The organism is Glycomyces niveus, from assembly GCF_017592475.1.
Lineage (GTDB): Bacteria > Actinomycetota > Actinomycetes > Mycobacteriales > Micromonosporaceae > Glycomyces > Glycomyces niveus.
The window spans coordinates 137,235-158,249 of sequence record NZ_JAGFNP010000008.1 but is presented as its reverse complement, the minus strand read 5'-3'; the positions used below and the strand labels follow the sequence as shown (position 1 = coordinate 158,249).

Annotated in this window: 22 protein-coding genes and 1 tRNA gene; 15 read left to right on the top strand and 8 right to left on the bottom strand. The window is 70.2% G+C overall.

The features are described from left to right. Positions 1-22 precede the first annotated feature (22 nt). The 3 genes from J5V16_RS15590 to J5V16_RS15580 are packed head-to-tail and all read right to left on the bottom strand — an operon-like array spanning position 23 to position 1,032. Positions 23-313 carry a DUF1330 domain-containing protein gene (locus J5V16_RS15590; RefSeq protein ID WP_208497358.1) on the bottom strand — a complete coding sequence of 97 codons (291 nt, stop codon included), beginning with the start codon at positions 311-313 and terminating at the stop codon, positions 23-25. A gap of 21 nt (positions 314-334) precedes the next feature. Continuing rightward, on the bottom strand, positions 335-550 hold the full coding sequence (locus tag J5V16_RS15585) for a helix-turn-helix domain-containing protein (RefSeq protein WP_208497357.1): 216 nt from the start codon (positions 548-550) through the stop codon (positions 335-337). Beyond that, on the bottom strand, positions 550-1,032 hold the full coding sequence (locus J5V16_RS15580; RefSeq protein ID WP_208497356.1) for a DUF2975 domain-containing protein: 483 nt from the start codon (positions 1,030-1,032) through the stop codon (positions 550-552). The genes J5V16_RS15585 and J5V16_RS15580 overlap by 1 nt, the downstream gene beginning before the upstream one ends. A gap of 126 nt (positions 1,033-1,158) precedes the next feature. On the opposite strand from J5V16_RS15580, the gene J5V16_RS15575 reads away from it, so the two are divergent. From J5V16_RS15575 to J5V16_RS15565, 3 genes are all read left to right on the top strand, one after another. After that, positions 1,159-1,764: a nucleotidyltransferase domain-containing protein gene (locus J5V16_RS15575; protein ID WP_208497355.1), complete on the top strand. Its 606-nt coding sequence runs from the start codon at positions 1,159-1,161 to the stop codon at positions 1,762-1,764. Between the two features lie 66 nt (positions 1,765-1,830). Continuing rightward, the gene (locus J5V16_RS15570; RefSeq protein ID WP_208497354.1) at positions 1,831-2,535 is read left to right on the top strand and encodes an NUDIX domain-containing protein; all 705 of its coding nucleotides are present in this window, start codon (positions 1,831-1,833) and stop codon (positions 2,533-2,535) included. A 254-nt stretch (positions 2,536-2,789) separates the two neighbouring features. After that, on the top strand, positions 2,790-4,091 hold the full coding sequence (locus J5V16_RS15565) for an alpha/beta hydrolase (protein WP_307792984.1): 1,302 nt from the start codon (positions 2,790-2,792) through the stop codon (positions 4,089-4,091). A 49-nt stretch (positions 4,092-4,140) separates the two neighbouring features. Here J5V16_RS15565 and J5V16_RS15560 read toward each other — a convergent pair whose 3' ends face one another. The 3 genes from J5V16_RS15560 to J5V16_RS15550 all read right to left on the bottom strand — a co-directional run bounded on the left by J5V16_RS15560 (position 4,141) and on the right by J5V16_RS15550 (position 5,917). Then, on the bottom strand, positions 4,141-4,356 hold the full coding sequence (locus J5V16_RS15560; RefSeq protein WP_208497352.1) for a helix-turn-helix domain-containing protein: 216 nt from the start codon (positions 4,354-4,356) through the stop codon (positions 4,141-4,143). 62 nt (positions 4,357-4,418) lie between these two features. Further along, on the bottom strand, positions 4,419-5,585 hold the full coding sequence (locus J5V16_RS15555) for a hypothetical protein (protein ID WP_208497351.1): 1,167 nt from the start codon (positions 5,583-5,585) through the stop codon (positions 4,419-4,421). An 8-nt stretch (positions 5,586-5,593) separates the two neighbouring features. Next, a complete protein-coding gene (locus J5V16_RS15550; protein WP_208497350.1) occupies positions 5,594-5,917 on the bottom strand; it encodes a hypothetical protein in 324 nt (107 codons plus the stop codon). 203 nt (positions 5,918-6,120) lie between these two features. Between J5V16_RS15550 and J5V16_RS15545 the strand changes: the two genes are divergently transcribed. Together J5V16_RS15545 and J5V16_RS15540 are read left to right on the top strand one after the other, a co-directional pair. Then, complete coding sequence (locus J5V16_RS15545) at positions 6,121-7,653, top strand: hypothetical protein (protein ID WP_208497349.1); 1,533 nt, start codon at positions 6,121-6,123, stop codon at positions 7,651-7,653. A gap of 22 nt (positions 7,654-7,675) precedes the next feature. Then, entirely contained in the window at positions 7,676-8,005 is a 330-nt protein-coding gene (locus J5V16_RS15540; RefSeq protein WP_208497347.1) for a hypothetical protein, read from the top strand. Between the two features lie 90 nt (positions 8,006-8,095). Here the strand turns inward: J5V16_RS15540 and J5V16_RS15535 are convergent, their stop codons facing one another. Continuing rightward, a complete protein-coding gene (locus J5V16_RS15535; RefSeq protein WP_208497345.1) occupies positions 8,096-9,934 on the bottom strand; it encodes an acyl-CoA dehydrogenase in 1,839 nt (612 codons plus the stop codon). 257 nt (positions 9,935-10,191) lie between these two features. Here J5V16_RS15535 and J5V16_RS15530 point away from each other — a divergent pair, with 257 nt between their 5' ends. After that, entirely contained in the window at positions 10,192-10,335 is a 144-nt protein-coding gene (locus J5V16_RS15530) for a hypothetical protein (protein WP_208497340.1), read from the top strand. Between the two features lie 115 nt (positions 10,336-10,450). Here J5V16_RS15530 and J5V16_RS15525 read toward each other — a convergent pair whose 3' ends face one another. Next, positions 10,451-11,524, bottom strand: a complete 1,074-nt coding sequence (locus J5V16_RS15525; protein ID WP_208497338.1) for a PP2C family protein-serine/threonine phosphatase — start codon at positions 11,522-11,524, stop codon at positions 10,451-10,453. Positions 11,525-11,938: 414 nt separating this feature from the next. Here J5V16_RS15525 and J5V16_RS15520 point away from each other — a divergent pair, with 414 nt between their 5' ends. The 9 genes from J5V16_RS15520 to J5V16_RS15480 all read left to right on the top strand — a co-directional run bounded on the left by J5V16_RS15520 (position 11,939) and on the right by J5V16_RS15480 (position 20,902). Further along, positions 11,939-12,409: a GNAT family N-acetyltransferase gene (locus J5V16_RS15520; protein ID WP_208497336.1), complete on the top strand. Its 471-nt coding sequence runs from the start codon at positions 11,939-11,941 to the stop codon at positions 12,407-12,409. Between the two features lie 189 nt (positions 12,410-12,598). Continuing rightward, positions 12,599-13,438 carry a serine protease gene (locus tag J5V16_RS15515; protein ID WP_208497334.1) on the top strand — a complete coding sequence of 280 codons (840 nt, stop codon included), beginning with the start codon at positions 12,599-12,601 and terminating at the stop codon, positions 13,436-13,438. A gap of 130 nt (positions 13,439-13,568) precedes the next feature. After that, the gene (locus J5V16_RS15510) at positions 13,569-14,402 is read left to right on the top strand and encodes a S1 family peptidase (protein ID WP_208497332.1); all 834 of its coding nucleotides are present in this window, start codon (positions 13,569-13,571) and stop codon (positions 14,400-14,402) included. A gap of 227 nt (positions 14,403-14,629) precedes the next feature. Next, complete coding sequence (locus J5V16_RS15505; RefSeq protein ID WP_208497330.1) at positions 14,630-15,436, top strand: serine protease; 807 nt, start codon at positions 14,630-14,632, stop codon at positions 15,434-15,436. Positions 15,437-15,513: 77 nt separating this feature from the next. Further along, positions 15,514-15,587, top strand: a tRNA-Gly gene (locus tag J5V16_RS15500). 230 nt (positions 15,588-15,817) lie between these two features. After that, complete coding sequence (locus J5V16_RS15495; protein ID WP_208497329.1) at positions 15,818-17,098, top strand: extracellular solute-binding protein; 1,281 nt, start codon at positions 15,818-15,820, stop codon at positions 17,096-17,098. A gap of 128 nt (positions 17,099-17,226) precedes the next feature. Then, positions 17,227-18,084 carry a carbohydrate ABC transporter permease gene (locus tag J5V16_RS15490; protein WP_208497327.1) on the top strand — a complete coding sequence of 286 codons (858 nt, stop codon included), beginning with the start codon at positions 17,227-17,229 and terminating at the stop codon, positions 18,082-18,084. Next, positions 18,081-18,923: a carbohydrate ABC transporter permease gene (locus J5V16_RS15485; RefSeq protein ID WP_208497325.1), complete on the top strand. Its 843-nt coding sequence runs from the start codon at positions 18,081-18,083 to the stop codon at positions 18,921-18,923. The genes J5V16_RS15490 and J5V16_RS15485 overlap by 4 nt, the downstream gene beginning before the upstream one ends. 98 nt (positions 18,924-19,021) lie before the next feature. Further along, positions 19,022-20,902 (top strand): beta-propeller domain-containing protein, encoded by a 1,881-nt coding sequence (locus J5V16_RS15480; protein ID WP_208497324.1) that lies wholly within the window; start codon positions 19,022-19,024, stop codon positions 20,900-20,902. The last annotated feature ends 113 nt before the right edge of the window (positions 20,903-21,015 follow it).

Here is a 21,015-nt window from a genome sequence, read left to right as displayed (position 1 = left end):
GCTTGCGCCGGGCCTTGTGGTGTCAGGCGACGCGGACGGGGAAGAGGACCGTGCTCGCGACGGTGCGGTCGCGTTCGGCGGCGAGGGCGAGGCGGCGGGGGTCGGCCATGTACGCGTCGATCGCGGCCTGGTCGGGGAAGCGGTAGACGTGGACTTCGTGCGGGCTGCCGTCCGCGCCGTCGCCGACCACGCGCGACAGCAGCTCGCCCCCGTGTTCGGGGACGAGCGCGGTCACCTTGTCCTCGTAGGCGGTCATGGCCTGCTCGGCGCCGGGCCGGGCCCGGAGGAGGCAGCACAGTTCGATGGGGGTCATGGCGTCCATGATCCCCGCGGGTCAGGACTTCCCGTCGGGGACCCAGCGGAGGACGTCCCCGGGCTGGCATTCGAGGACGCGGCAGATCGCCTCGAGGGTGGTGAAGCGGACCGCTTTGGCCCTGCCGTTCTTGAGGACCGCGACGTTGGCGGGGGTGATGCCCACGGCCGCCGCGAACTCGCCTACCGACATGCCGCGTTCGGCCAGCAGCACGTCGAGGTCGACGATGATCGGCATCAGACGACCTCGGCCATCTCGGATTCGAGGTCGGTGGCCTTGCGGAGGAGGCCGCGCATGATCGTCATGAGCATGGCCAGGCACGCGCCCGCCACGCCGCAGGCGACGGCCAGGAGCCACGCGCCGAGGAAGGCCATCTCGTCCATGTTGATGAACATCAGGTGCACGGCGACGGCGAACGACAGCAGCGCGGCCGCGACCGAGGCGCCGATGATGGCGTCGATCCAGCGGAAGGCGTTCGGCGTGAAGATCGCGTCCTGTTCGACCATGGCCAGGAGTTTCCAGACCGCGCCCATCGCGACCTGGATGCAGACGACGCCGAGGATGCCGAGCGTCGCGTATGCCACGACCAACTGCGGGGGAAGGTATCGCCGCAGCTCGTCTACGACTGAGTTCGGGATGACGAGGATCTGACCGAAGAGGCTGAACAGGAAGGTCGCGGCGAGGGCTGCGCGGAGAGCGATGGTGAAGAGCTTGTTCATATATCGATTATCGATCGGTTCCTATCGAAAATCAATAGGTGTGTCGTGGTTGGCACGAACCCGGGAGCCATGCGGCCCTCCGTAAACCGCTCGCGCCCCATGGCTCCCGCACGCGAGGATGGGCCCATGACAGCAGATCTGGGCCCGTGGGACCCCGCCCTCCCCGAAGCAGTCCGGGACCTGCTCGCAGGCGTCGACGCGCCGTGGTGGGTCGCCGGCGGCTACGCGATCGAGTACGCGGTCGGCACGCCCTTCCGCGAACACGGCGACGTCGACATCCTGATGCTGCACCGCGACCACCTGGAAGCCCAGCGGGCGCTCCCCGACTGGGAGCTGTGGGCCGCCGATCCCCCGGGCACCTTGCGCCCCTGGGCACCCGGCGAAGTGCTCCCCGCCGCAGTCCACGACATCTGGTGCCGCCCGGCCGCGGACTCCCCCTGGCGGTTCCAGTTCATGCTCGACGAATCCGAAGGCCCCGAATGGGTCTCCCGCCACCATCCGCGCATCCGGCGGCCCATCACGGACATCGGCCGCGTGAACGCCGACGGCATCCCCTACCTGCGGCCCGAGATCCAACTCCTCTACAAGGCCAAAGGCCGCCGCCCGAAGGACGAGCAGGACTTCGAGAAGGTCCTCCCCCTGCTCGATACCGAACAGCGCCAATGGCTCCACGAGGCGATCACCACCGCCTACGGCGACCACCCCTGGCTCGAACGCATCGGCGGCGACTGACTCCAAGCGCGGAGCGGATTCTCTCCTGGTCGCGTACTGTCGGGGTTCACTAAGGGAGGCAACGCGATGGACACCGAATCGAGCGAGACGCGACTGTGGGCGGCCGACTCCGGTGCGGTCCAGTTCCGGCGGTTGACGGCCGGGCGGCCGTTCTGCGCGGGCGTCCTTCTGATGCGCGACGGCAAGGTGCTCACCACGTTCGCCGCCGACGGAGTCGACGCCGTGGACGCCACCGGCACCGACTGGTACGTCGGCGGGGTCGGCGGCGGCCAGGAGCCCGGCGAGGACCCGTGGGAGTGCGCGCTCCGGGAGGCCCGCGAAGAGCTCGGGATGCCGGTCCGGCTCGTGCCCGCTGACCGGACCTTCCTGCACGACATCGAAACCGACGAGCTGCGCGAATCCCGCACCGACGACGCCCCCGCGCCGTTCATCGTGCACCGCGTCCCGAACCCCGACCCGACCACGCCCTACCGCCCGGACCTCCCGTCCGGCCCCTACACCTACTTCTGCATGTTCCTCGCCGAGTTCATCGAGGAACCGACCGCCTTCGCCCCCGAAGACCCGGACATCGCGGCCCTCGTGTGGATGCCCCTCCGAACCGGCGCGCTCTTCGGCCCCGCCACCACCTTCGCCGACCTCACCGCCACCGGCGCCTCGATCGCCGCGGGCGGCCCCATCGCCGACGAAGCCCGCATCCACCTGACGCGCACCGAAAGCCTCCGGGTCGCCGGCCCCCTCCTGGCAGACCGATTCGGCACCCCTGCGCACTAGCCGCTCTGCCTCGGGTTTTACCGTGTGCCCCACCGGGTTTGGGGGTGCTGGCGGGAGTGTTTTCGGGAGCGATCCGGCATAGCTTCCGTGGTATGCGAAGTATCAACAGATTTCTCATTGCCGCGGGTACCGCGGCGGTTTGCGTTCTCGCGCTCGTTCCCGCCGCGGCGTTCGCCGGGGGCGGGGGCGGTCGGGGGTCCATCGATTGGCGGCCGTGCGAGGGCGCGCCCGAGTTCGACTGCGCCACCGTCGAAGTGCCGCTCGACTACGAACGCCCGCGCGGGGAGAAGATCGAGATCGCGCTGGCGCGGCGCCCCGCCACGAACCCGGAGGAGCGGATCGGGTCGATCCTCATGGACCCGGGCGGGCCCGGCGGGTCCGGGGTGCAGGATGTGATCAACGGCGAGTACGCGCTCGCGGAGGACGCCGCCGAGCGGTTCGACCTCATCGGGTTCGACCCGCGCGGCGTCGGGGGCAGTACGCCCATCGACTGCAGCGCCGAGCTCGTCGCGGCGTTCGAGACCCACCCCGTACCCACGACCGAGGCGGGCTTCGAGGAGCACCTGGCGCTCAGCGAGGCGACCGCCGAGTCCTGCCGCGAGCTCACCGGGCCGCTCTTCGACCACGCCGACAACCTGCACGTCGTCGAGGACATCGAGCGCATCCGGCGCGCGATCGGCGAAGGCGACCTCAACTACCTCGGGTTCTCCTACGGCACCCTGATGGGCCAGCAGTACGCCGAGGCGTACCCGCAGCACGTCCGCACGATGGTCCTCGACGGGAACCAGGACCACAGCCAGGAGACGATGTGGGAGTTCATCAGTGCCGACACCGCCGGGTTCGAACGGAACTTCACCGAGTTCGCGCAGTGGTGCGACGCCACTGAGGACTGCGCCCTGCACGGCGCGGGCACCATCGCGGTCTACAAGGACCTGCAGGAGCGGGCGCGGGCCGGGGAGCTGACCGACCCGCAGAGCGGTGCGCCGCTCGACTTCTTCGGGCTCACGCGCTTCGCGTTCGCCGCCAACCAGCCGAGGGCGTGGACGCAGCTCGCCGCAGGGCTGCAGGCGATGCGGGAGGGGACCTCGGTCTCCACCGAGTCGCACAAGGCCGTGACCGAGGCGGCTGCCGTACGGCAGTTCCCGGAGATGGCCATGTTCTGCCAGGACTGGGACTTCCGCATCGAAGAGTTCGACGAGTGGGACGCGATGATGGACCGCCTCGCCGAGGAGCACCCCGTCACCGAGTGGAGCCCCTACGCGGGCTTGCCGCTCATGTGCTCGGGCTCCGGCATCGAGGCGACCAACCCGCAAGCGCCGCTTGACATCGAAGGCGCGCCGCCGATCGTGCTCGTCGGGACCGTCCACGACTACGCGACCGTGTACCCGTGGTCGGAGAGCGTCGCCGAGCAGACCGGCGCGGCGCTCGTGACGTACGAGGGCTGGGGGCACACCGTCTACGGTCTGAAGTCCACGTGCGTGGACGAGGCGGTCGACGCCTACTTCATCGACCGCGAGGTCCCGGCCGCCGGCCTCAGCTGCCCCAGCGTGGATTGACCTTGCGGTGAAGGCCGCACCCGAGGACGGGTGCGGCCTTCACCGTCGATCAGCGACCCTTGCCGCCGTGCTTCTTGTGGACCGCCTGCTTGGAGACCCCCAGGACCGTGGCGATCTGGGCCCAGCTCGCGCCGTTGTTGCGGGCGCGGCGGACCATGACCGATTCGAGCCGCTCGGCCTCGGTGCGCATGTGCCGCACGGCCTGCAGGCCTCGCAGCGGGTCGGGTTCGTCCTCCGCGAGCGCCGTGTGCTTGTCGTCTGCCATGCGTCAACCGTAGTTGACGATCATCGAGTCGTCAACTACGGTTGACGCACGCGGAGCGCAGTCTAGGAGTAGGTCTCCTCGTCCTTGGCGATGCCCCAGACGTCGTCTTCGGGATCTTCGGTGAGGAAGGATTCGCGCTCGACCTCGTTGTCCTGGTTGCCTCCGGCGCCGCGGCCGCCGCCGGCGCCCATCATGCCGCCGCCGGCGGGCTTGGCGCCCGTGGCCGCCGCCGCGGGGGTGCCGACCGGGGCGCCGAGCATCGTGCCGGTGCCCATGCCGCCGCCTGTCGGGGCGCCGCCTCCGGGCAGGCCCGAGCCCAGGCCTCCGGCGCCGCCGCCCATGCCGCCGCCTCCGAGGCCGCCGCCCGAGGCGAGGCCGCCGGCGAGGTCGTCAGGGTCTTCGAGTTCAGAAGCGTCCCAAGGGTTGTCCATCTCGGGCACCTCGGACTGCGCCATGTCCTCCATGCCGGAGGGGTGCTCCGGCATGGCGGGCTGCTCGCCCTGCGGCTGGGTCTGCTCCTGCTGCCGGTCCTGCTGTGCTTCCTCAGCCTGTTCTTCCTGCTTTTCCTCTTCTTCTTCCTGCTTCTCTTCCTCCTCTTCGGAGGCCTCCTCTTCGTTCGCTCCCGCAGTGCCGCTGGACGAGTGGTCGTCGGCGGCCTTGAGCTGCTCCATGTCCTTGCCGCCGGTCGACTTGTCGTCCAAGGGCTTGAGGAGGTCCGCGGCCTGGCTGAGGGCGGCTCCGGCCGTCGCGTCGGCGGCGTTGATGAGGGAGGTGAGGGTCTGGAGGCCCATCGTGCCCGCGGCCGCCTGCGCCTGCAGCGCGGCTTCGAGGATCGGGCCGAACGGGCCCGCCATGGCGATCGCGGTGCGCTGCGCCGGGCCGAGGGTCACCAGCGGGGCGGGCTGGATGTCGAAGCCGACGGCTTTGAGCGCGGCGTCGGCGGCTTTGAGACCGGTGCATTCGAGGAGCATCTGCCCGGCCGTCCCGGCCAGGCTGCCGGCCGTGGCGGTGACCTCGCCGATGACCTGCGTGAGGTGGGCGTTGACGTTGCCGACCTCGCCGTTGAAGGCGTCGTTCGCCCTGTCGCGCCAGTGGCTGTTGATTTCGGCGACCTTGGCGCCGTAGTCGGTCTGCTGGGTCGCGAGATCCGTTGCGGCGGCGGTCATCTCGGAGGCGTACGTGAGGAACTCCGAGGGGTGGGCCGAGAGCGCGTCCTGGTAGCTGGGCATGGGTCCTCCTAAGGCTTCGGCGTGGTGGGGAGCTGGCTCTGGATGCCGCCGAACCGGGAGCTCATCTCCCGGTCGGCCGCGTCGAGGTCGTCGGCGCTCCCGACGACCTGGTCGCCCTGCCAGGCGAGGCGGCGCTCGACGCCGGTGGCGACGGCCGCGAGGGCGGCCTGCCAGCGGCGGCCCGCCTCGCCGGTGGCGAAGCCGGTGTTCTGCTCGGCCGCGGTCGCCGCCGGGCGCTCCACCCGCCTCGACGCGGCCTGGCTGTTGGGGGCCAGGCCGCGCAGGCCGGTCCCGCCCGTTCGCACATCGTCAACGTCCATGTGCACGGTCATGGGCTCCTCCTTCTCGAGGTGTCGACGCCCTCGCGGGCGGACGCCCGGCGGCGTCGGAAGTACTGTCGCGCGGCCCGTCACGGGTCGGTCCCGGCGCGCGCTTGATCAACCCATGACGGATTCGTGACGGCGGCGCTTTCCATGGGGCGCAGACGCAATCGAGGCCCGGAGCGCGGGCCGCCACGTGAGGAGGTGCGCCGCCGATGACCGATGGGCTTTTCGCCGGAAGCGGGGACTGGACCGCTGACACCGGTGCGCTGGAGCTGCCGTCGTTCGAGTTCACGATCGCGTTCGGCGACACGTCGGCGCTGACCTCGGGGGACCGGGCCGGGTGCTCGGCGGCGGCGTGCCCGCATCCGGTGGCGCACCCGGCCGAGGAGGCGTGGGTGCAGCTGGCCTCGGCGGTGCCGGTGGAGGGGCAGCGGGACCGGTTCAAGCCGCGCTGCGAAGGGATGGCGTACCCGACCGAGGAGGACTTCCGGGCGGCGGTGACGGCGGTGCGGCCCGAGGATGCCGACGCGTTCTCGTTGCAGCGCTTGCGGTCCGGTTGGACCGAGGAGGTGGGGTCACGGCTGGGGACGTGGCCGGAGCGGTTCAAGTCGAAGCTGGCGCTGCTGGCGGAGGGCTGGGCAGGGGAGGACTTCGACGCGTTCGCGGTGCAGGCGGGTGAGGCGCGGACGCTGGTGGAGGGCGCCCTCGACGACATCGAGGCGACCGTGGGCGAACTCGCCAGCCGTGAGGCGGCGATCTACACCCTGCAGGGCGGGGACTCGGGCGAGATCCCTTATCCCGCACCGCTGGTGGGCACGGAGGGGGAGTGGTCGAGCCTGGTGGCGCTGCATGTGCGGCCGGCGTGGTGGCACGGGGACTGCATCACGATGACGTGCGAGGAGGCCGAGAAGGCACTGGAGCTGGCGGGAGCCGACGCGGGGCTGGCGACCGAGGTGCGGGACTTCATCGAAGAGCGTGTGGGGCAGCAGCTTTCGGGGCTCGGGACGCTCGTGTCGGAGGTGCGGGCGCTCGTGGGCGAGGAGGCGAAGGAGGTCTTCGCCGAGCGGGTGGCGGCCGAGATCGCGGCGTACGTGGAGCGGCAGGCGGCGATCGACGAGTCGATCGCGGAGAAGCGCGACGGGCAGAGCGCCGAGCTCGCGGCGGTGCGGACGACCGGCGCGGACCGGCCGTATCCCAGCAGCGCCAGCGCATCCTATATGGACTTGGCAGTGCCGGAGGCGGAGCGGCCCGCCGCGCCGGTCGCGCCGCAGACGACCCAGGATCCGAGCCCGGTCCCCCCGGGCGGGGACGGGACGGTCAAGGCCGAGGACGACCCGTGGGAGGCCGAGGAGGCCGGTGACGACGAGGAGGTCTCGGGCGGTCTGGCGAGCGGCGGCGGAGGCGGTGTCGGCGGCGGGTCCGGCGGGGGCTCGTTCGGCTCCGGCGGGCGGCCGCCGGGCGGGGCGATGGTGCCGACTACCGGTGGCGGTGCGCCGCAGGGGTTGTTCGGCCCGGCGGTGACGACGCCCGCGACGACCGCGGCTTCGAGCCCGGCGCGCGGCGGCGGCGGGGGCCTGTTCCAGGCGAACCAGGCCGGGGCGCCGAACCGGGGCGGGAGGGCTTCGGAGCGTTCGGATGCGGACAAGAAGAAACCCGAGGAGAAGGAAGAGCCGCAGAGCCTGGCGCGGCGCGAGACCGGGAACGTCTGGGGCTATGTGAAGCCCAACGAGGACCCCTACAACTAGACCTGCGACGGAGGGCAAGGCCATGGCGGATCGGGTGTTCGACCCCGAGTCGATCGGCGAGTACCGGCAGTTCCTGGTGGAGCTGATCGAGGAGTTGGAGAACGAGGTGCTGCCGGTCCTGGCGACCGGGACCCTCAGCAAGGCGCCCGCGTTCGGGACCGCCCCCGGCGCGGCGGAGAACGCGCTCGGCCAGTACCTGGAGTTCCATGCGGCGATGTGGCGGAACCTGCAGTACCTGCGCGGCACCCTGTACGGCCTGGACCAGGCCCTCGCCGAGATGACCAGCGGCGACGACCAGGCCGCCGTGTACTTCGACTTCGGCGCCTTCGACCCGGCGGCGGGGGCGTCGTAGCGTCCGGACGGTACGAGAGCCGGCCCGGAACGGCGCGCGCCCCCGCCGGTACGGCGGGGGCGCGCGTCTCGTCGTGCCCGGCCAGATGGCCTAGAAGGCCTCGTCGGGGAGGTCCATGGCGGTCAGGTCCGCGGCTTCGACGATCTTGCGGTCGGCGGTGAGGCGCGGGAGGACCTCCTTGGAGAAGAAGGTCGCGGCCGCGACCTTGCCGCGGTAGAAGTCGTCGTCGGCGCCTTCGTCCAGTTTGGCCTGGGCGACCTCGGCCTGGCGGAGCAGGAGCCAGCCGACCATGAGGTCGCCGACGGCGAGCAGCAGGCGGCGGGAGTGGAGCCCGGCCTTGTAGAGCTCGCGGGGCTCGTCGCCCATGGCGGCCATGAGCGCGGGCTGGAGCGCCTCGAGGATGCCCTGGACGTCGCCAAGCGCGCGCAGCACCTTGCCGCGCACCTCCTCGAGCGCCGGGTGGCCGTCCTGGGTGGACTCCATGATCTCGCCGGCGACGACCATGAGCGACTCGCCGTTGTCCTTGAGGATCTTGCGGAACAGGAAGTCGAGGCTCTGGATCGCGGTGGTGCCCTCGTACAGCGTGTCGATCTTGGCGTCGCGCACGTACTGCTCGAGCGGATAGTCCTGCAGGTAGCCGGAGCCGCCGAAGGTCTGCAGGGACTCCGAGCTCAGCAGCTCGTAGGCCCGCTCCGAACCGCAGCCCTTGACGAGCGGGAGGAGCAGGTCGTTGACCTTCTTCGCGGTCTCGGCCCCGTCCTCGTCACCCGCGAGCTCGGCCAGGCGGGACTTGTCCTGCCAGGACGCGGTGTAGGCGACGAGCGCGCGCAGGCCCTCGGCATAGCTCTTCTGCAAGAGCAGGGAGCGGCGCACGTCCGGGTGCTTGATGATCGGCACGCGGGGCGAGGTCTTGTCCGCGGACTTGAGCAGGTCCGGCCCCTGGATGCGGCTCTTGGCGTAGTCGAGCGCGTTGAGGTAGCCGGTGGAGAGCGTGGCGATGGCCTTGGTGCCCACCATCATCCGCGCGTACTCGATGATGAGGAACATCTGGCGGATGCCCTCGTGCTTCTCGCCGAGGAGCCAGCCCTTCGCGGGGGCCTTCTCGCCGAAGGTGAGCTCGGCGGTGGCCGAGACCTTGAGGCCCATCTTGTGCTCGATGTTGGTGACGTTGACGCCGTTGCGGTCGCCGAGTTCGCCCGTGGCCGGGTCGAACAGGAACTTGGGCACGATGAACAGGCTGAGGCCCTTGGTGCCCGGCCCGCCTACGCCCTCCTCGCCCACGGGGCGGGCGAGCACGTAGTGGATGATGTTCTCGGTCATGTCCTGGTCGCCCGAGGTGATGAACCGCTTGACGCCCTCGATGTGCCAGGAGCCGTCGGGCTGCTTGTAGGCCTTGGTGGTGCCCGCGCCGACGTCGGAGCCCGCGTCGGGCTCGGTGAGGACCATGGTCGCGCCCCAGCCCTTCTCGACGAAGAGCTTCGCCCACTCCTGCTGCTCGGGAGTGCCCTCGATGTGGGCGGTGTGCGCGAAGGAGGAGCCCGCGGCGTACATCCACAGCGCCGGGTTGGCGCCGAGCACGAGTTCGGCCAGGGACCACCAGAGCATGCGCGGCGCGACGGTGCCGCCGAGGACCTCGGGGAGGTCCAGGCGCCAGTACTCGGCGTCGATGAACGCCTTGTAGGCCTTCTTGAACGACTCGGGGAGTGTCACCGAGTGGCTTGCGGCGTCGAACACCGGCGGGTTGCGGTCGCCCTCCACCCAGCCGGATGCCAGCTCGTCCTGGGACAGGCGTGCCAGCTCGGCCAGGATCTCGCGGGCGGTCGCCTCGTCCAGGTCCGCGAAGGCCGGGTCGTCGAGAATCTTGTCCGCTCCGAAGACCTCGAAGAGATTGAACTCCAGGTCTCGAAGGTTGTGGCGGAAGTGCGTCATTGCGGGTCCTCCATTACTCGGTGGTAACCCTCATCATATTACCCGTCAGTAGCTAGCTCAAGTATGCCGCGCCGAAACGCGGCGCGAAAGTACTCCCGGCAGGAAAACCGAGTCCGATTTCCGACGGACCGGCCACCCGCCGCTCCTTCGATCGGGTGACCGTGCCGATCCCGCCGGCGCGCCGCCGTAACCTGCGCACCCGTGCCTCGTTGAACCGGGTGACCGACCGCTTGTGCGAACCCACCTGGAGCACACCCATGATCCGAGCCGTCGCCGACCGCATCGCGGCACGCGCCCGTCCCGCCTACATCGGCCGCCACCGCCGCGCCAGGCCCGTCCTGCACCGCGTCTTCAAGCTCGAGCTGCCCGCCGCCATGCCCGCCGAGAAGGCCGCGCAGTGAAGTTCCGCCGCCAGCTCCCCGTCCGGTTCACCAAGCGCCGCCAGCGGATCTCGCGGCTGCGGCGCCTGCGCCGCTGCCGCCTCGCCAAACTCGTCTAGCCGCCGAACGCCGGGGCTCAGCCGGTCTCCGGCCGGTAGTCCAGCAGGAGCAGCGCGATGTCGTCCGTCAGCGGGCCGCCCACCCAGCGGCGCAGCGCCGACTCCAGCGACGCCAGGCCGTCGCCCACGTTGCCGTGCCCGATGAGGCTCCAGGCCCGCTCGCGGATCGGGAAGAACTCGCCGTCCTTGCGCGCCTCCGCCAGGCCGTCCGTGTACAGGAAGATCCGGTCCCCCGGCTGCAGCCGCACCGTCAGCTCGCGCACCGAAGGGCCGAGCCCCAAAGGCGGCGCCATCGACTCCGGCTCCAGGTAGGTCGCCACCCCGTCGCGCACCAGCATCGGCGGCGGATGCCCGCAGTTCATGATCTCCAGCGTCCCGCCGCGCTCCTGCATCAGAATCGCCGTCACGAAATCCTCGTCGCCCGCGTTCCGCGCCACCGCGTGGTCCAGGTCGTTGATCATGTAGCGCTGGTCCGACCGCTCGAACGCCACATGCCGGTACGACCCCAGCACCGTCGACGAGAGCCGCACCGCGTCCAGGCCCTTCCCCCGCACGTCCCCGATGATGATCCGCACCCCGAACTCGGTGTTCAGCGCCTCGTACAGGTCGCCGCCGATCTCCGCGCCCGACCGCGCCGAGACGTACCGCGCCGCGATGTCGAACGGCCCCAAGCGCTCCCCGATCGGGCGCAGGATCGCCTGCTGCACCACCGAGGCCAGCTGCGTCAGCCGCTTCATCCGCTCGTCGTCGCGCTCGCGCACGATCGCCACCGCCGCCGAGATCACCACCGCCACGGCCACGACCAGGAAGTCCACCCCGTGCGAGGCCACCCCGTGCATCGCGAAGTCGTACAGGATCCACAGATACGCGAACGCCGCGCCCATGCTCGCCAGCCCGACCCCGGCCACCCACCGCCACGGCAGGAACGCCGAGGCCGCCAGCGGAGGCAGCGCCAGCCACGAGACCGCGTGCGAATCGTCGCGCACGGTCAGCCGCAGCCCGACCAGGACCACCACGACCGCGAACGCGGCCGTGAACGCCGTCCGCACCGAAGGCGCCGACCAGCCGTTCCAGCGGTCAGCGCGGGCCATCGGGGGCTTCCGTCGCAGCATTGCGCGCATATGGGTGAATGCCTCCTTCCTACAGGATCGCGGCCGGACGCCCGCGTGTTCGCAGAAGCTCGCGACACGGGGCCCGGACGCGCCCGGCCGGAGCCGGAGGGATGCGCGCGCCCGCGTGCGTTCGGGGCGACGGAGTGCCCGGGACGCCGGACCCGATTCAACCAATCGCCGATGTGAAGATCGTAATGGTCGGGAACCCGATACCGGCCGTGGAGGACGCCGCTGGAAGGGTGCGCGACAAGTCTGTGCGTTCGGTCGGCCGCGGACGCCGAACGGGCAGTTCGCACCTCGTCCGATCAGCCGGTTTACGACCGCTTTGCGGTGTGTTTCCGCGTGACCGAGAGCGCTGGCACGGCCCGGCCCGCCCATGCCAGAGTTGGACGCGTGCAGTACACGCTTTCGAGGACCCGGTTCGACAGCCCTGTGGCGCAGCTGCTCTGCGCCGAGATCCAGCAGGAGTACGTCCGCCGCTACGGCGGCGGCGACGAGACGCAGCTCGGCGAGGACGACTTCCACCCGCCGAACGGCGACTTCATCGTCGCGTACGACGAGGCCGGGGAGCCGGCCGGCTGCGGCGGCTGGCGCTCGCACGGCGAGGACGCCGAGATGAAGCGCGTCTACGTGCGCGAGCACGCCCGGCGGCAGGGCCTCGCGAAGCTCCTCGTGGCCGCCGTCGAAGCGTCCGCGGCCGAGGCGGGCCGCAAGCGCGTGATCCTCGAGACCGGCCCGCGCCAGCCCGAGGCCGTCGCCATGTACGGGGTCCTCGGCTACGGGCCCGTGACGCCGTTCGGGTTCTACGCGTGCACCGACGGCTCGATCCACCTGGGCAAGGAGCTCGGCTCCGCGAAGGTGTAGTACGCAGCGGCTTCCGGTCGGGCAGGCGTTCGCCTGCCCGGCCGTTCGCGTTGCACGGGTAGACGTTTGCCGCTATTCACCGAAAAAACATTCTTTAGCCGCGAGCAACCGCGAAACTCTCTCACTGCGTCTTTCGGGCTAGGACGGCCAAACGGCCCAACCCTCACATCCACCCCGAAAGGATTCACAGTGGACAGAACGAGGAAGCAAGCGATCCGTCTCGGCGCCGGCGTAGCCGCAGGACTCGGCGCCGCCGCCATCGCGTGGGCGGGCATCGCCGCCAACGCGGAAGAGCCCGCGGACGCCAAGGGCGACTTCGAAACCATGATCATCGGCGGCGGCGACGTCACCGACGGCCAGTACCCGTGGCTGGTGGGCCTCGGCTCCCCCGGCGAGGGCACCCCGTACGAGCGGCAGTTCTGCGGCGGCTCGGTGATCGCCGAGGACGTCGTGCTCACCGCGGCCCACTGCGTCGAGGAGTCGGTCGCGGAGGACCTCGTGGTCTTCTCCGGCGCGATCGACCTCGAGTCCGAGGACGTCGTCGAGACCGCGGTCGCGGACCTTCACGTCGCCGAGGACTACAACGCGCCCGTAGCGATGTCGAACGACTGGGCGCTGCTCAAGCTCGCCGAGCCGCTCGACGTCGAGCCGATCGCGCTCGCCACCGAGCCCGAGGAGTACGACCTCCTCGAGACCGCCGGCTGGGGCGACACCGGCGAGGGCTTCCCGACCACCGCGCAGTGGGTCGAGGTGCCGTTCGTCAGCGACGAGGACTGCGAGGCCGCCTACCCGGACGAGGTCGACGCGCAGACCATGCTGTGCGCGGGCGACCTGGAGAACGGCGGCGTCGACTCGTGCCAGGGCGACTCGGGCGGCCCGATCATGACCCCGGCCGGCGAAGAGCAGGTCCTGGTCGGCATCGTCAGCTGGGGCTACGGCTGCGCCGAGGCGGGCAACCCGGGCGTGTACGGCGAGGTCGCGGACTTCAACGACGCCATCGAAGAGGTCCTGGCGGGCTGGGAGGGCTAACCCTCCGACCGTTTGAGGCCGCATGGCAGGCGGCCACCTGAGTTCACTCATCGACGGCCGGGCGGGCCGCGCGCGACACGCAGCCCGCCCGGCCGTCGCCGTTCTCCAAAACCCTCCAGAAAGGACCGACATGCACCGGAGACGCATGACCCGCATCGGCGCGCTCGCGGCCGCCGGGCTCGGCGCCGCCGCCCTCGCCCTCAACGCCACCGGCGCCTTCGCCGAAGCGCCCGAGCCCGAAGGCGACATGGAGACGAAGATCGTCGGCGGCGACGTGGCCGCCGAGGGCCAGTTCCCGTGGATGGTCTCGCTGACCTGGGTCGAAGGCGCCGAGCACTACTGCGGCGGGACCCTCATCGAAGACGACCTCGTCCTCACCGCCGGCCACTGCCTCGACGACGTGGCCGCCTCCGACATCGAGGTCCGCCACGGCGCCGTCGCCCACGCCGAGACCGAGGCGTACGCCGTCGAGGACTGGATCGTCGCCGCCGGATACGACCACGACCTCGAGTACGACTGGGCAGTTGTCAAGCTCGCCGAGCCCGTGCCCGACGCCGAGATCCTGCCGCTCGCTACCGCGGACGACGACGACTGGACCGAGTTCCAGGTCGCCGGGTGGGGCGTGCAGGGCCACACGCCGACCTCGCCGGACCTGCGCTGGGCCGAGGTGCCCTACATCGACGACGCCGCGTGCGGGGACCTCGCCGAGTCCCAGGAGTGGGCCTTCTACCCCGAGACGCAGCTGTGCGCGGGCGTCCTCGAACCGGGTGCCGAGGTCAACGCCTGCCCGGCCGACTCGGGCGGGCCGCTCATGGCCGAGGTCGACGGCGAGACCGTCCTCGCCGGACTCGTCAGCTTCGGATCCGACTGCTTCGCCGAGCCCGACGCGGGGGTGTACGCCAGCGTCGGCGCGCACATCGACGACCTCGCGATCGCCGTCGCCCAGCTGAGCGTCAACGAATAGCGAACGACGGGGGGCCGGGCGGGCGCGCCCGGCCCTCCGTCCACACGGGCCACCGAAAAGGATCGTTGCTCGATCTATGTCCTTAATGCCATAAGAGATAGCGATATTCACTGAAATACCGGTGATGCCGGAAATATATGAATATGAGGGCCTTTCCCGTAGGGTCACGACATGGCGGCGCACCACGGCCGCCGCTTTCGGACCACCCATCTCGAAAGGACCTACGCGTGCAGAACCGCAGCAAAACCCTCACCAGGATCGGCGCCGCCGCCACGGCCGGACTCGCGATCGCCCTCACCCTCGGCGCGAGCGGCGCCTGGGCCGAGGACGGCACCGCGAACGGCGACTTCGAGGCCCAGATCATCGGCGGCCAGCCCGCCGAAGACGGCCAGTTCCCCTGGATCGTCGCCCTCGCCGACGCGAACGACCCCTCCTTCAACTACTGCGGCGGCCAGCTCATCGCGGCCGACGTCGTCCTCACCGCCGCCCACTGCACCGAGGGCACGGCCCCCGCCGACATGGTGATCCGCCACGGCGGCACCGACATCACCCAGACCGAGGTGTACGAGGTCGCCGAGATCAAGATCGCCGACGGCTACGACGGCTCGACCATGGTCAACGACTGGTCGCTCGTCAAACTCGCCGCACCGATCCCCAACGCCGCCACCGTTCCCCTGGCGGACGCCGACACCAAGGACTGGGGCACCCTCACCGTCGCCGGGTGGGGCACCACTGAGAGCGGCTCGGGCTCGCGGGACCTGCTCTACGTGGACGTCCCCTACGTCACCGACGCCGAATGCGCCGACGCCTACGGCGCGGAGTTCAACGCGGGCAGCATGATCTGCGCCGGCGACCTCGCGAACGGCGGCGAGGACTCCTGCCAGGGCGACTCCGGCGGCCCGCTCGTCGCCGACGGCGTGCTCGTGGGCATCGTCAGCTGGGGCCACGGCTGCGCCGAGGCGGGCAACCCGGGCGTGTACGCCAACGTGGGGCTGCTCCACGGCGACATCACGGCCGCGCTCGCGACCCTGTAGCCGAGGCGCGCGGCGGGGCCTCCCGGCCCCGCCGCCGCGGCCTTGTATACTTCGATCGGCTCTGTTCGCCAGAGTTCGCGGGTGTAGTTCATTGGTAGAATGCGACCTTCCCAAGGTTGAGAGGCGAGTTCGATTCTCGTCACCCGCTCCAGGATTTGACGGCCGTCCCGGTTCACCGGGGCGGCCGTTTTCGCGTCTCCACCGGTGATTCCGGCCCGCCCCATTGACCTGCGTCGATGCTGTCAAGCCGCTGAGGCGAGCGGTAACAGAGACCCCCTTCACATTCCATGTGCTCACCGGTAGTATGACCGCATCGATAATTTCCGATACTCGCTCCGAAAGTTTCGGACCCCCCTTCATCCCTCGAGAGGACGAGCAACGATGCGAAATCCCCTATTCCGTCCGCGGGCGGTGGTGGCCGCCGGGACGGCCGCCGTGCTCGCGCTGGGCGCCGCCGCCTGCGGCGACAGCGGCGAGAGCAGCGCCGACTTGACCTGGTGGCACATCAGCAACCAGGACCCGCTCATGTCCCTCTTCCAGGAGTTCGCGGACGACTTCGAGTCCGCGAACGACCTCACGATGGACGTGCAGCCCATCGAGAACCAGGCGTTCAAGGACCGCATGGGCACCGCCGCGCAATCCGGCGACATGCCGGACATCTTCCACACCTGGGGCGGCGGCGTCCTCGCCGAGCAGGTCGAGGCCGGCCTCGTGAAGGACCTCACCGGGCAGCTCGACTGCATCGACCAGATCAACCCGATCGCCCTGGAGCCCTACACGATCGACGGCAAGCTCTACGGCATGCCGTTCGACGCCGGGGTCGTCGGGTTCTGGTACAACATGGACCTCTTCGCCCAGGCGGGCATCGAGCAGCCGCCGGCCACGTGGGACGAGTTCCTGGCCGCCGTCGAAGCCCTGAAGGCCGCCGACATCACGCCGATCGCCCTCGCGGGCGCCGACAAGTGGCCCGGCCACTTCTACTGGACCTACCTCTCGATGCGCCTCGCGGGCCTCGACGGCCTCGAAGCCGCGGCCGACGCCGGCGACTTCTCCGACCCGGCGTTCGTCCAGGCCGGTGAAATGCTCGCCGAGCTCGCCGCGATGGAGCCCTTCCAGGAGGGCTTCGAATCCACGGTCTACGCCGAAGCCGACGGCCAGGCCGCGATCATGGGCGAGGGCCTCGCCGCGATGGAGCTCATGGGCCAGTGGGCCCCGCAGGCCCAGCGCGACAACTCCGGCACCGAAGGCCCCGAGAACCTCGGGTTCTTCCCCTTCCCCTCGGTCGAGGGCGGCGTGGGCACCACCACCGAGTTCCTCGGCGGCGGCAACGGCTACGCGGTCGCCGCGGACGCGCCCGACTCGGCCCTGGACTTCCTGTGCGACTTCATGGCGCCCGAGAACTACTCCCGCGCGGTCGCCGAAGGCAACCTGACCCCGGTCGCCGCCGACCCCGCGTCGGTCGCGCCCGAGATGAGCGAGGACACCCAGAAGGTCGTCGACGCCCTCGCCGGCGCCACCGGCACGCAGCTCTACCTCGACCAGGCGTACCCGCCGGCCATCGGCGGCGTCATCAACGACGCCACCGAGGGCCTGCTCCTCGGCCAGGTCACCCCCGAGGACTTCGTGGCGATGGTCAACGAGGCCTGGGCGGCCGAGCAGTGACACTCAAGGAGCCCCTTCGGGTCTCCCCGGTAACGGGGCGCCCGGACCGGAGCGCGGGCTCACGCCCGCGCCGCCGGTCCGGGCGCCCCGGCGCGGGGACGCTCTCGACGTTCATCGTCCCCGGCCTGATGCTGTTCCTGCTGTTCGTGATCCTGCCGGTGCTGTTCGCCGCGTACGTCTCGTTCTTCCGCTGGAACGGCCTCGGCGGCGTGCCGACCGAGTTCGTGGGGCTCGAGAACTTCCAGAACCTCCTCAAGGACGAGGTCTTCCTCGGGGACCTGTGGCGCCTGGGCCTCATCGTGGTCCTGTCCCTGCTGGTCCAGCTGCCGATCTCGTTCGGCCTGGCGATGCTGCTGCACCAGCGCTTCCCCGGGCGCACCGCGTTCCGGCTCCTCTTCTTCGTGCCGTACGTCCTCACCGAGGCGGTCACGGCCGTGCTGTTCCGGCTGGTGTTCTCGCCGCGGCGCGGGTTCGCCGACTCCCTGCTGGGGAGCCTCGGCATCGACGCGCAGATCGGATGGCTGTCCGACCGCAACATCATCATGTTCGTCGTCTTCGGCATCCTCACCTGGAAGTTCTTCGGCTTCCACATGATCCTGTTCCTGGCCGGGCGCCAGAACATCCCCGAAGAGCTGTACGAGGCCGCGGCCATCGACGGCGCCACGCGGGGCCAGGCCTTCCGCAGCATCACGCTCCCGCTCATGGGCCCGACGGCGCGCATGATCGTGTTCCTGTCCGTGATCGGCGCCGTGCAGCTGTTCGACCTGGTGTACGTGCTCACCGGCGGCGGGCCGTTCCACGCCTCCGAGACCCTCGCGATCACCATGTACGAGCAGGGCTTCCAGCGCAACCAGATCGGGTACGCCTCGGCGCTGTCGATCGCCATGTTCCTGATCAGCCTCGTGTTCGCGCTGTTCTACCAGCGATTCGTCCTCAACCGCGACCTCCAGGGGTCGATCACCACCTCCGGGGGGACCCGCTCATGACGGTCACCATGCGCAGCGCCCGAATCCTGCGCCACACCGGGTTCTACATCGCCGCGTTCATCACGACGGCGTTCGTGGCGACGCCGATCCTGTTCGCGTTCCTCGGCGGCTTCAAGGACAACCAGCAGCTCCGCGAGAACGCCCTGGGCCTGCCGAACCCGTGGCACACCGCGAACTACACCGACGTCCTCGCCTCGGCCACGTTCTGGCAGCAGCTCTGGAGCTCCGTGTTCATCGCGCTCGTGACCACCCTCATCGTGGTGATCTGCTCGGCGATGATCGCGTTCGTGTTCGCGCGCTTCACCTTCCGCGGCCGAGAGGGCCTGTTCACGCTGTTCGCGGCCGGGATGATGTTCCCGTTCGCGGTGGCGGTCCTGCCGCTCTTCATCATCCTGCGGACGTTCGAGCTGCTCAACAGCCCCTTCGGGGTGATCCTGCCGCAGGCGGCGTTCGGCCTGCCGCTGACGATCATCATCCTGCGCACCTTCTTCCGGCAGATCCCCGGCGAGGTCGAGGAGGCGGCGACGATCGACGGCGCGGGGCCGTGGCTGTTCTTCACCCGCATCCTGCTGCCGATGTCGCGACCGGTGCTCGCGACGGTGTCGGTGCTCGCGCTGGTCGGCTCCTGGAACTCGTTCCTGCTGCCGCTGGTCGTGCTCCAGAAGTCGACGTGGTGGACGCTCCCGCTCGGCGTCACCCAGTTCAGCGGCCAGTTCGCCTCGGACACCGCGAAAGTGCTCGCCTTCGTCATGCTCGCCATGCTCCCGGCGCTGGTGTTCTACGCCTTCGCCGAGCGGCATCTCATCAGCGGCCTGACCGCGGGCAGCACCAAGGGCTGAACCGATCGGTTCCAAGACGGGCCCGGGGTTATTGGGACGCCCCGGGCCAGTCTTGTATCCGACGGGAACCGTTCGCGCCGCCCCGGCGTCCGAAGGACATGAACCGCAGACTCCTCATCGCATGCGCCTCGGCGGCGACCGTCGCCGCCGCGACCGCGTGCACCTCCCCCTCCCCTGACCCCACGATCGAGACGATCCCCTGGGTCCCCGTCTCCGCCCAGCTCGCGGCGTTCGACTCCTGCGATGACGCCCTCGAAGGCATCCAGGACGCCGCCATCGCGGCTTTCAGCCAATGGGAGTTCGACGAACTGGCCCGCAACGGCGGCGAGGAATTCGCCGTCGAGGACTCCGGGGCGACGAGCGCCGAGGCCCCGGCCCAGGCCGCCGGCGACGACGCATTCTCGGGCACGAACAACGCCGTTGCGGGCGTTGACGAACCGGACATCGTGAAGACCGACGGCACCTTCATCTACAGCGTCGTCGACTACGACAAGCTGCGCGCGGTCGACGTCCGCACCGGCGAGGTCACCGCCGAGCACGACCTCGGCGACGACGCCTGGAACCACCAGCTCTTCCTCGGCGACGACGAGCTGCTGCTCATGTCCGGCTTGGGCATCGAGCGCGGCGACGAGTGGGTGAACGAGTTCCGGCTCGAGCGGCTCGACACCGCTTCGCTCGAAGTGCTCGACACGTTCACCATGGAAGGGTCCATGGTGGACGCCCGGCTCGTGGACGGCGAAGTGCGGCTGGCGATCGGCTCGCAGCCGCTCATCCAGCCGGTCTGGGACACCCTCTACACCGGCGAGGCCGACGAGTCCGACATCGCGGAAGCGGTGCGGGACACCGAACTCGAGGACTGGCTCCCCTCCTTCGAGGTCAACGGCGAAGCGCACGAGGTCGACTGCGCCGAGGTCGCGCACCCCGAGCGGTTCACCGGCGCCTCGGTGAGCGTCCTCGCCCTCCCCGCCGACGGCGGCTGGACCGAGGCCGCGCCGCAGACGGTGATGGTCGACGGCGAGACCGTCCACGGCACCACCGACAGCCTCTACCTGGCGCACTACGACTACGCCTGGGGCGACGACGAAGCGAAGGCCGAGAGCGAGATCTACCGCTTCGTCTTCGACGACGGCCAGGCCCGCCTCGCGGGCGAGGCGGCCGTCCCCGGCAGCCTCCTCAACCAGTACTCCTTGAGCGAATTCGACGGCCACCTGCGGGTCGCGACCACCGAGGACCCGACCGGCGGCGGCTGCGGCCCCTGGATCGACTGCCTGTGGGGCGGCGAACCGAGCGAGGACGCCGAGCCGTCGAAATCGACGGTCACGGTCTTCGCGGTCGGGGAGGACTCCCTGCAGGAGACCGGCTCGGTCACGGATCTCGGTGTGGACGAGCAGATCTACGCGGTCCGCTTCATCGGCGACACCGGCTACGTGGTGACCTTCCGCCAGACCGACCCGCTGTACACGATCGACCTCTCCGACCCCGCGAACCCGGTCGTCACCGGCGAACTCAAGATCACCGGCTACTCGGGCTACCTCCACCCGGTCGGCCCGGACCGCCTCCTGGGCGTCGGCCAGGAGGCCACGGCCGAAGGCCAGACGACGGGCCTCCAGGTGAGCCTCTTCGACACGGCCGCAGCGGAAGCGGCAGTGCTCGACCAGTACTACCGCGAAGGAGCGGACTCAGCGGTCCAATACGACCCGCACGCGTTCCTGTACTGGGAAGACGCCTCGATCGCGGCACTCCCCGTCTCGGACTGGGACATGGAGTACCAGTCCGGCGTCCTCGTCCTGGACATCGGCGCCGACACCCTGACCGAGGCCGCGTGGATCGACCACAGCGCCGCCGACGTCGACCCCTACAACACGCAGATCCTGCGCACCGTCGTGATCGGCGACCAGCTCTGGACCCTCTCCAACGCCGGCCTCCAATCCAACGACCTCGGCGGCGACTACGCCCAGACCGCCTGGATCGGCTGGTAAAGCCCTCCTCCGGAGCCGGGAGGAGAAAAGATCGGGCCCGCACTGCTTTCGGGTGGCGGTGCGGGCCCGTCCTTCGACCCACCGAGCCTTCGACTGGCTTTATGCAGGTTTTC

Excerpts from the sequence above, each read along its gene's own strand:
- J5V16_RS15590 (WP_208497358.1), bottom strand. The coding sequence starts at position 313 with ATGACCCCCATCGAACTGTGCTGCCTCCTCCGGGCCCGGCCCGGCGCC.
- J5V16_RS15585 (WP_208497357.1), bottom strand. The coding sequence starts at position 550 with ATGCCGATCATCGTCGACCTCGACGTGCTGCTGGCCGAACGCGGCATG.
- J5V16_RS15580 (WP_208497356.1), bottom strand. The coding sequence starts at position 1,032 with ATGAACAAGCTCTTCACCATCGCTCTCCGCGCAGCCCTCGCCGCGACC.
- J5V16_RS15575 (WP_208497355.1), top strand. The coding sequence starts at position 1,159 with ATGACAGCAGATCTGGGCCCGTGGGACCCCGCCCTCCCCGAAGCAGTC.
- J5V16_RS15570 (WP_208497354.1), top strand. The coding sequence starts at position 1,831 with ATGGACACCGAATCGAGCGAGACGCGACTGTGGGCGGCCGACTCCGGT.
- J5V16_RS15560 (WP_208497352.1), bottom strand. The coding sequence starts at position 4,356 with ATGGCAGACGACAAGCACACGGCGCTCGCGGAGGACGAACCCGACCCG.
- J5V16_RS15555 (WP_208497351.1), bottom strand. The coding sequence starts at position 5,585 with ATGCCCAGCTACCAGGACGCGCTCTCGGCCCACCCCTCGGAGTTCCTC.
- J5V16_RS15550 (WP_208497350.1), bottom strand. The coding sequence starts at position 5,917 with ATGACCGTGCACATGGACGTTGACGATGTGCGAACGGGCGGGACCGGC.
- J5V16_RS15545 (WP_208497349.1), top strand. The coding sequence starts at position 6,121 with ATGACCGATGGGCTTTTCGCCGGAAGCGGGGACTGGACCGCTGACACC.
- J5V16_RS15540 (WP_208497347.1), top strand. The coding sequence starts at position 7,676 with ATGGCGGATCGGGTGTTCGACCCCGAGTCGATCGGCGAGTACCGGCAG.
- J5V16_RS15535 (WP_208497345.1), bottom strand. The coding sequence starts at position 9,934 with ATGACGCACTTCCGCCACAACCTTCGAGACCTGGAGTTCAATCTCTTC.
- J5V16_RS15530 (WP_208497340.1), top strand. The coding sequence starts at position 10,192 with ATGATCCGAGCCGTCGCCGACCGCATCGCGGCACGCGCCCGTCCCGCC.
- J5V16_RS15525 (WP_208497338.1), bottom strand. The coding sequence starts at position 11,524 with ATGGCCCGCGCTGACCGCTGGAACGGCTGGTCGGCGCCTTCGGTGCGG.
- J5V16_RS15510 (WP_208497332.1), top strand. The coding sequence starts at position 13,569 with ATGCACCGGAGACGCATGACCCGCATCGGCGCGCTCGCGGCCGCCGGG.
- J5V16_RS15495 (WP_208497329.1), top strand. The coding sequence starts at position 15,818 with ATGCGAAATCCCCTATTCCGTCCGCGGGCGGTGGTGGCCGCCGGGACG.
- J5V16_RS15490 (WP_208497327.1), top strand. The coding sequence starts at position 17,227 with ATGCTGTTCCTGCTGTTCGTGATCCTGCCGGTGCTGTTCGCCGCGTAC.
- J5V16_RS15485 (WP_208497325.1), top strand. The coding sequence starts at position 18,081 with ATGACGGTCACCATGCGCAGCGCCCGAATCCTGCGCCACACCGGGTTC.
- J5V16_RS15480 (WP_208497324.1), top strand. The coding sequence starts at position 19,022 with ATGAACCGCAGACTCCTCATCGCATGCGCCTCGGCGGCGACCGTCGCC.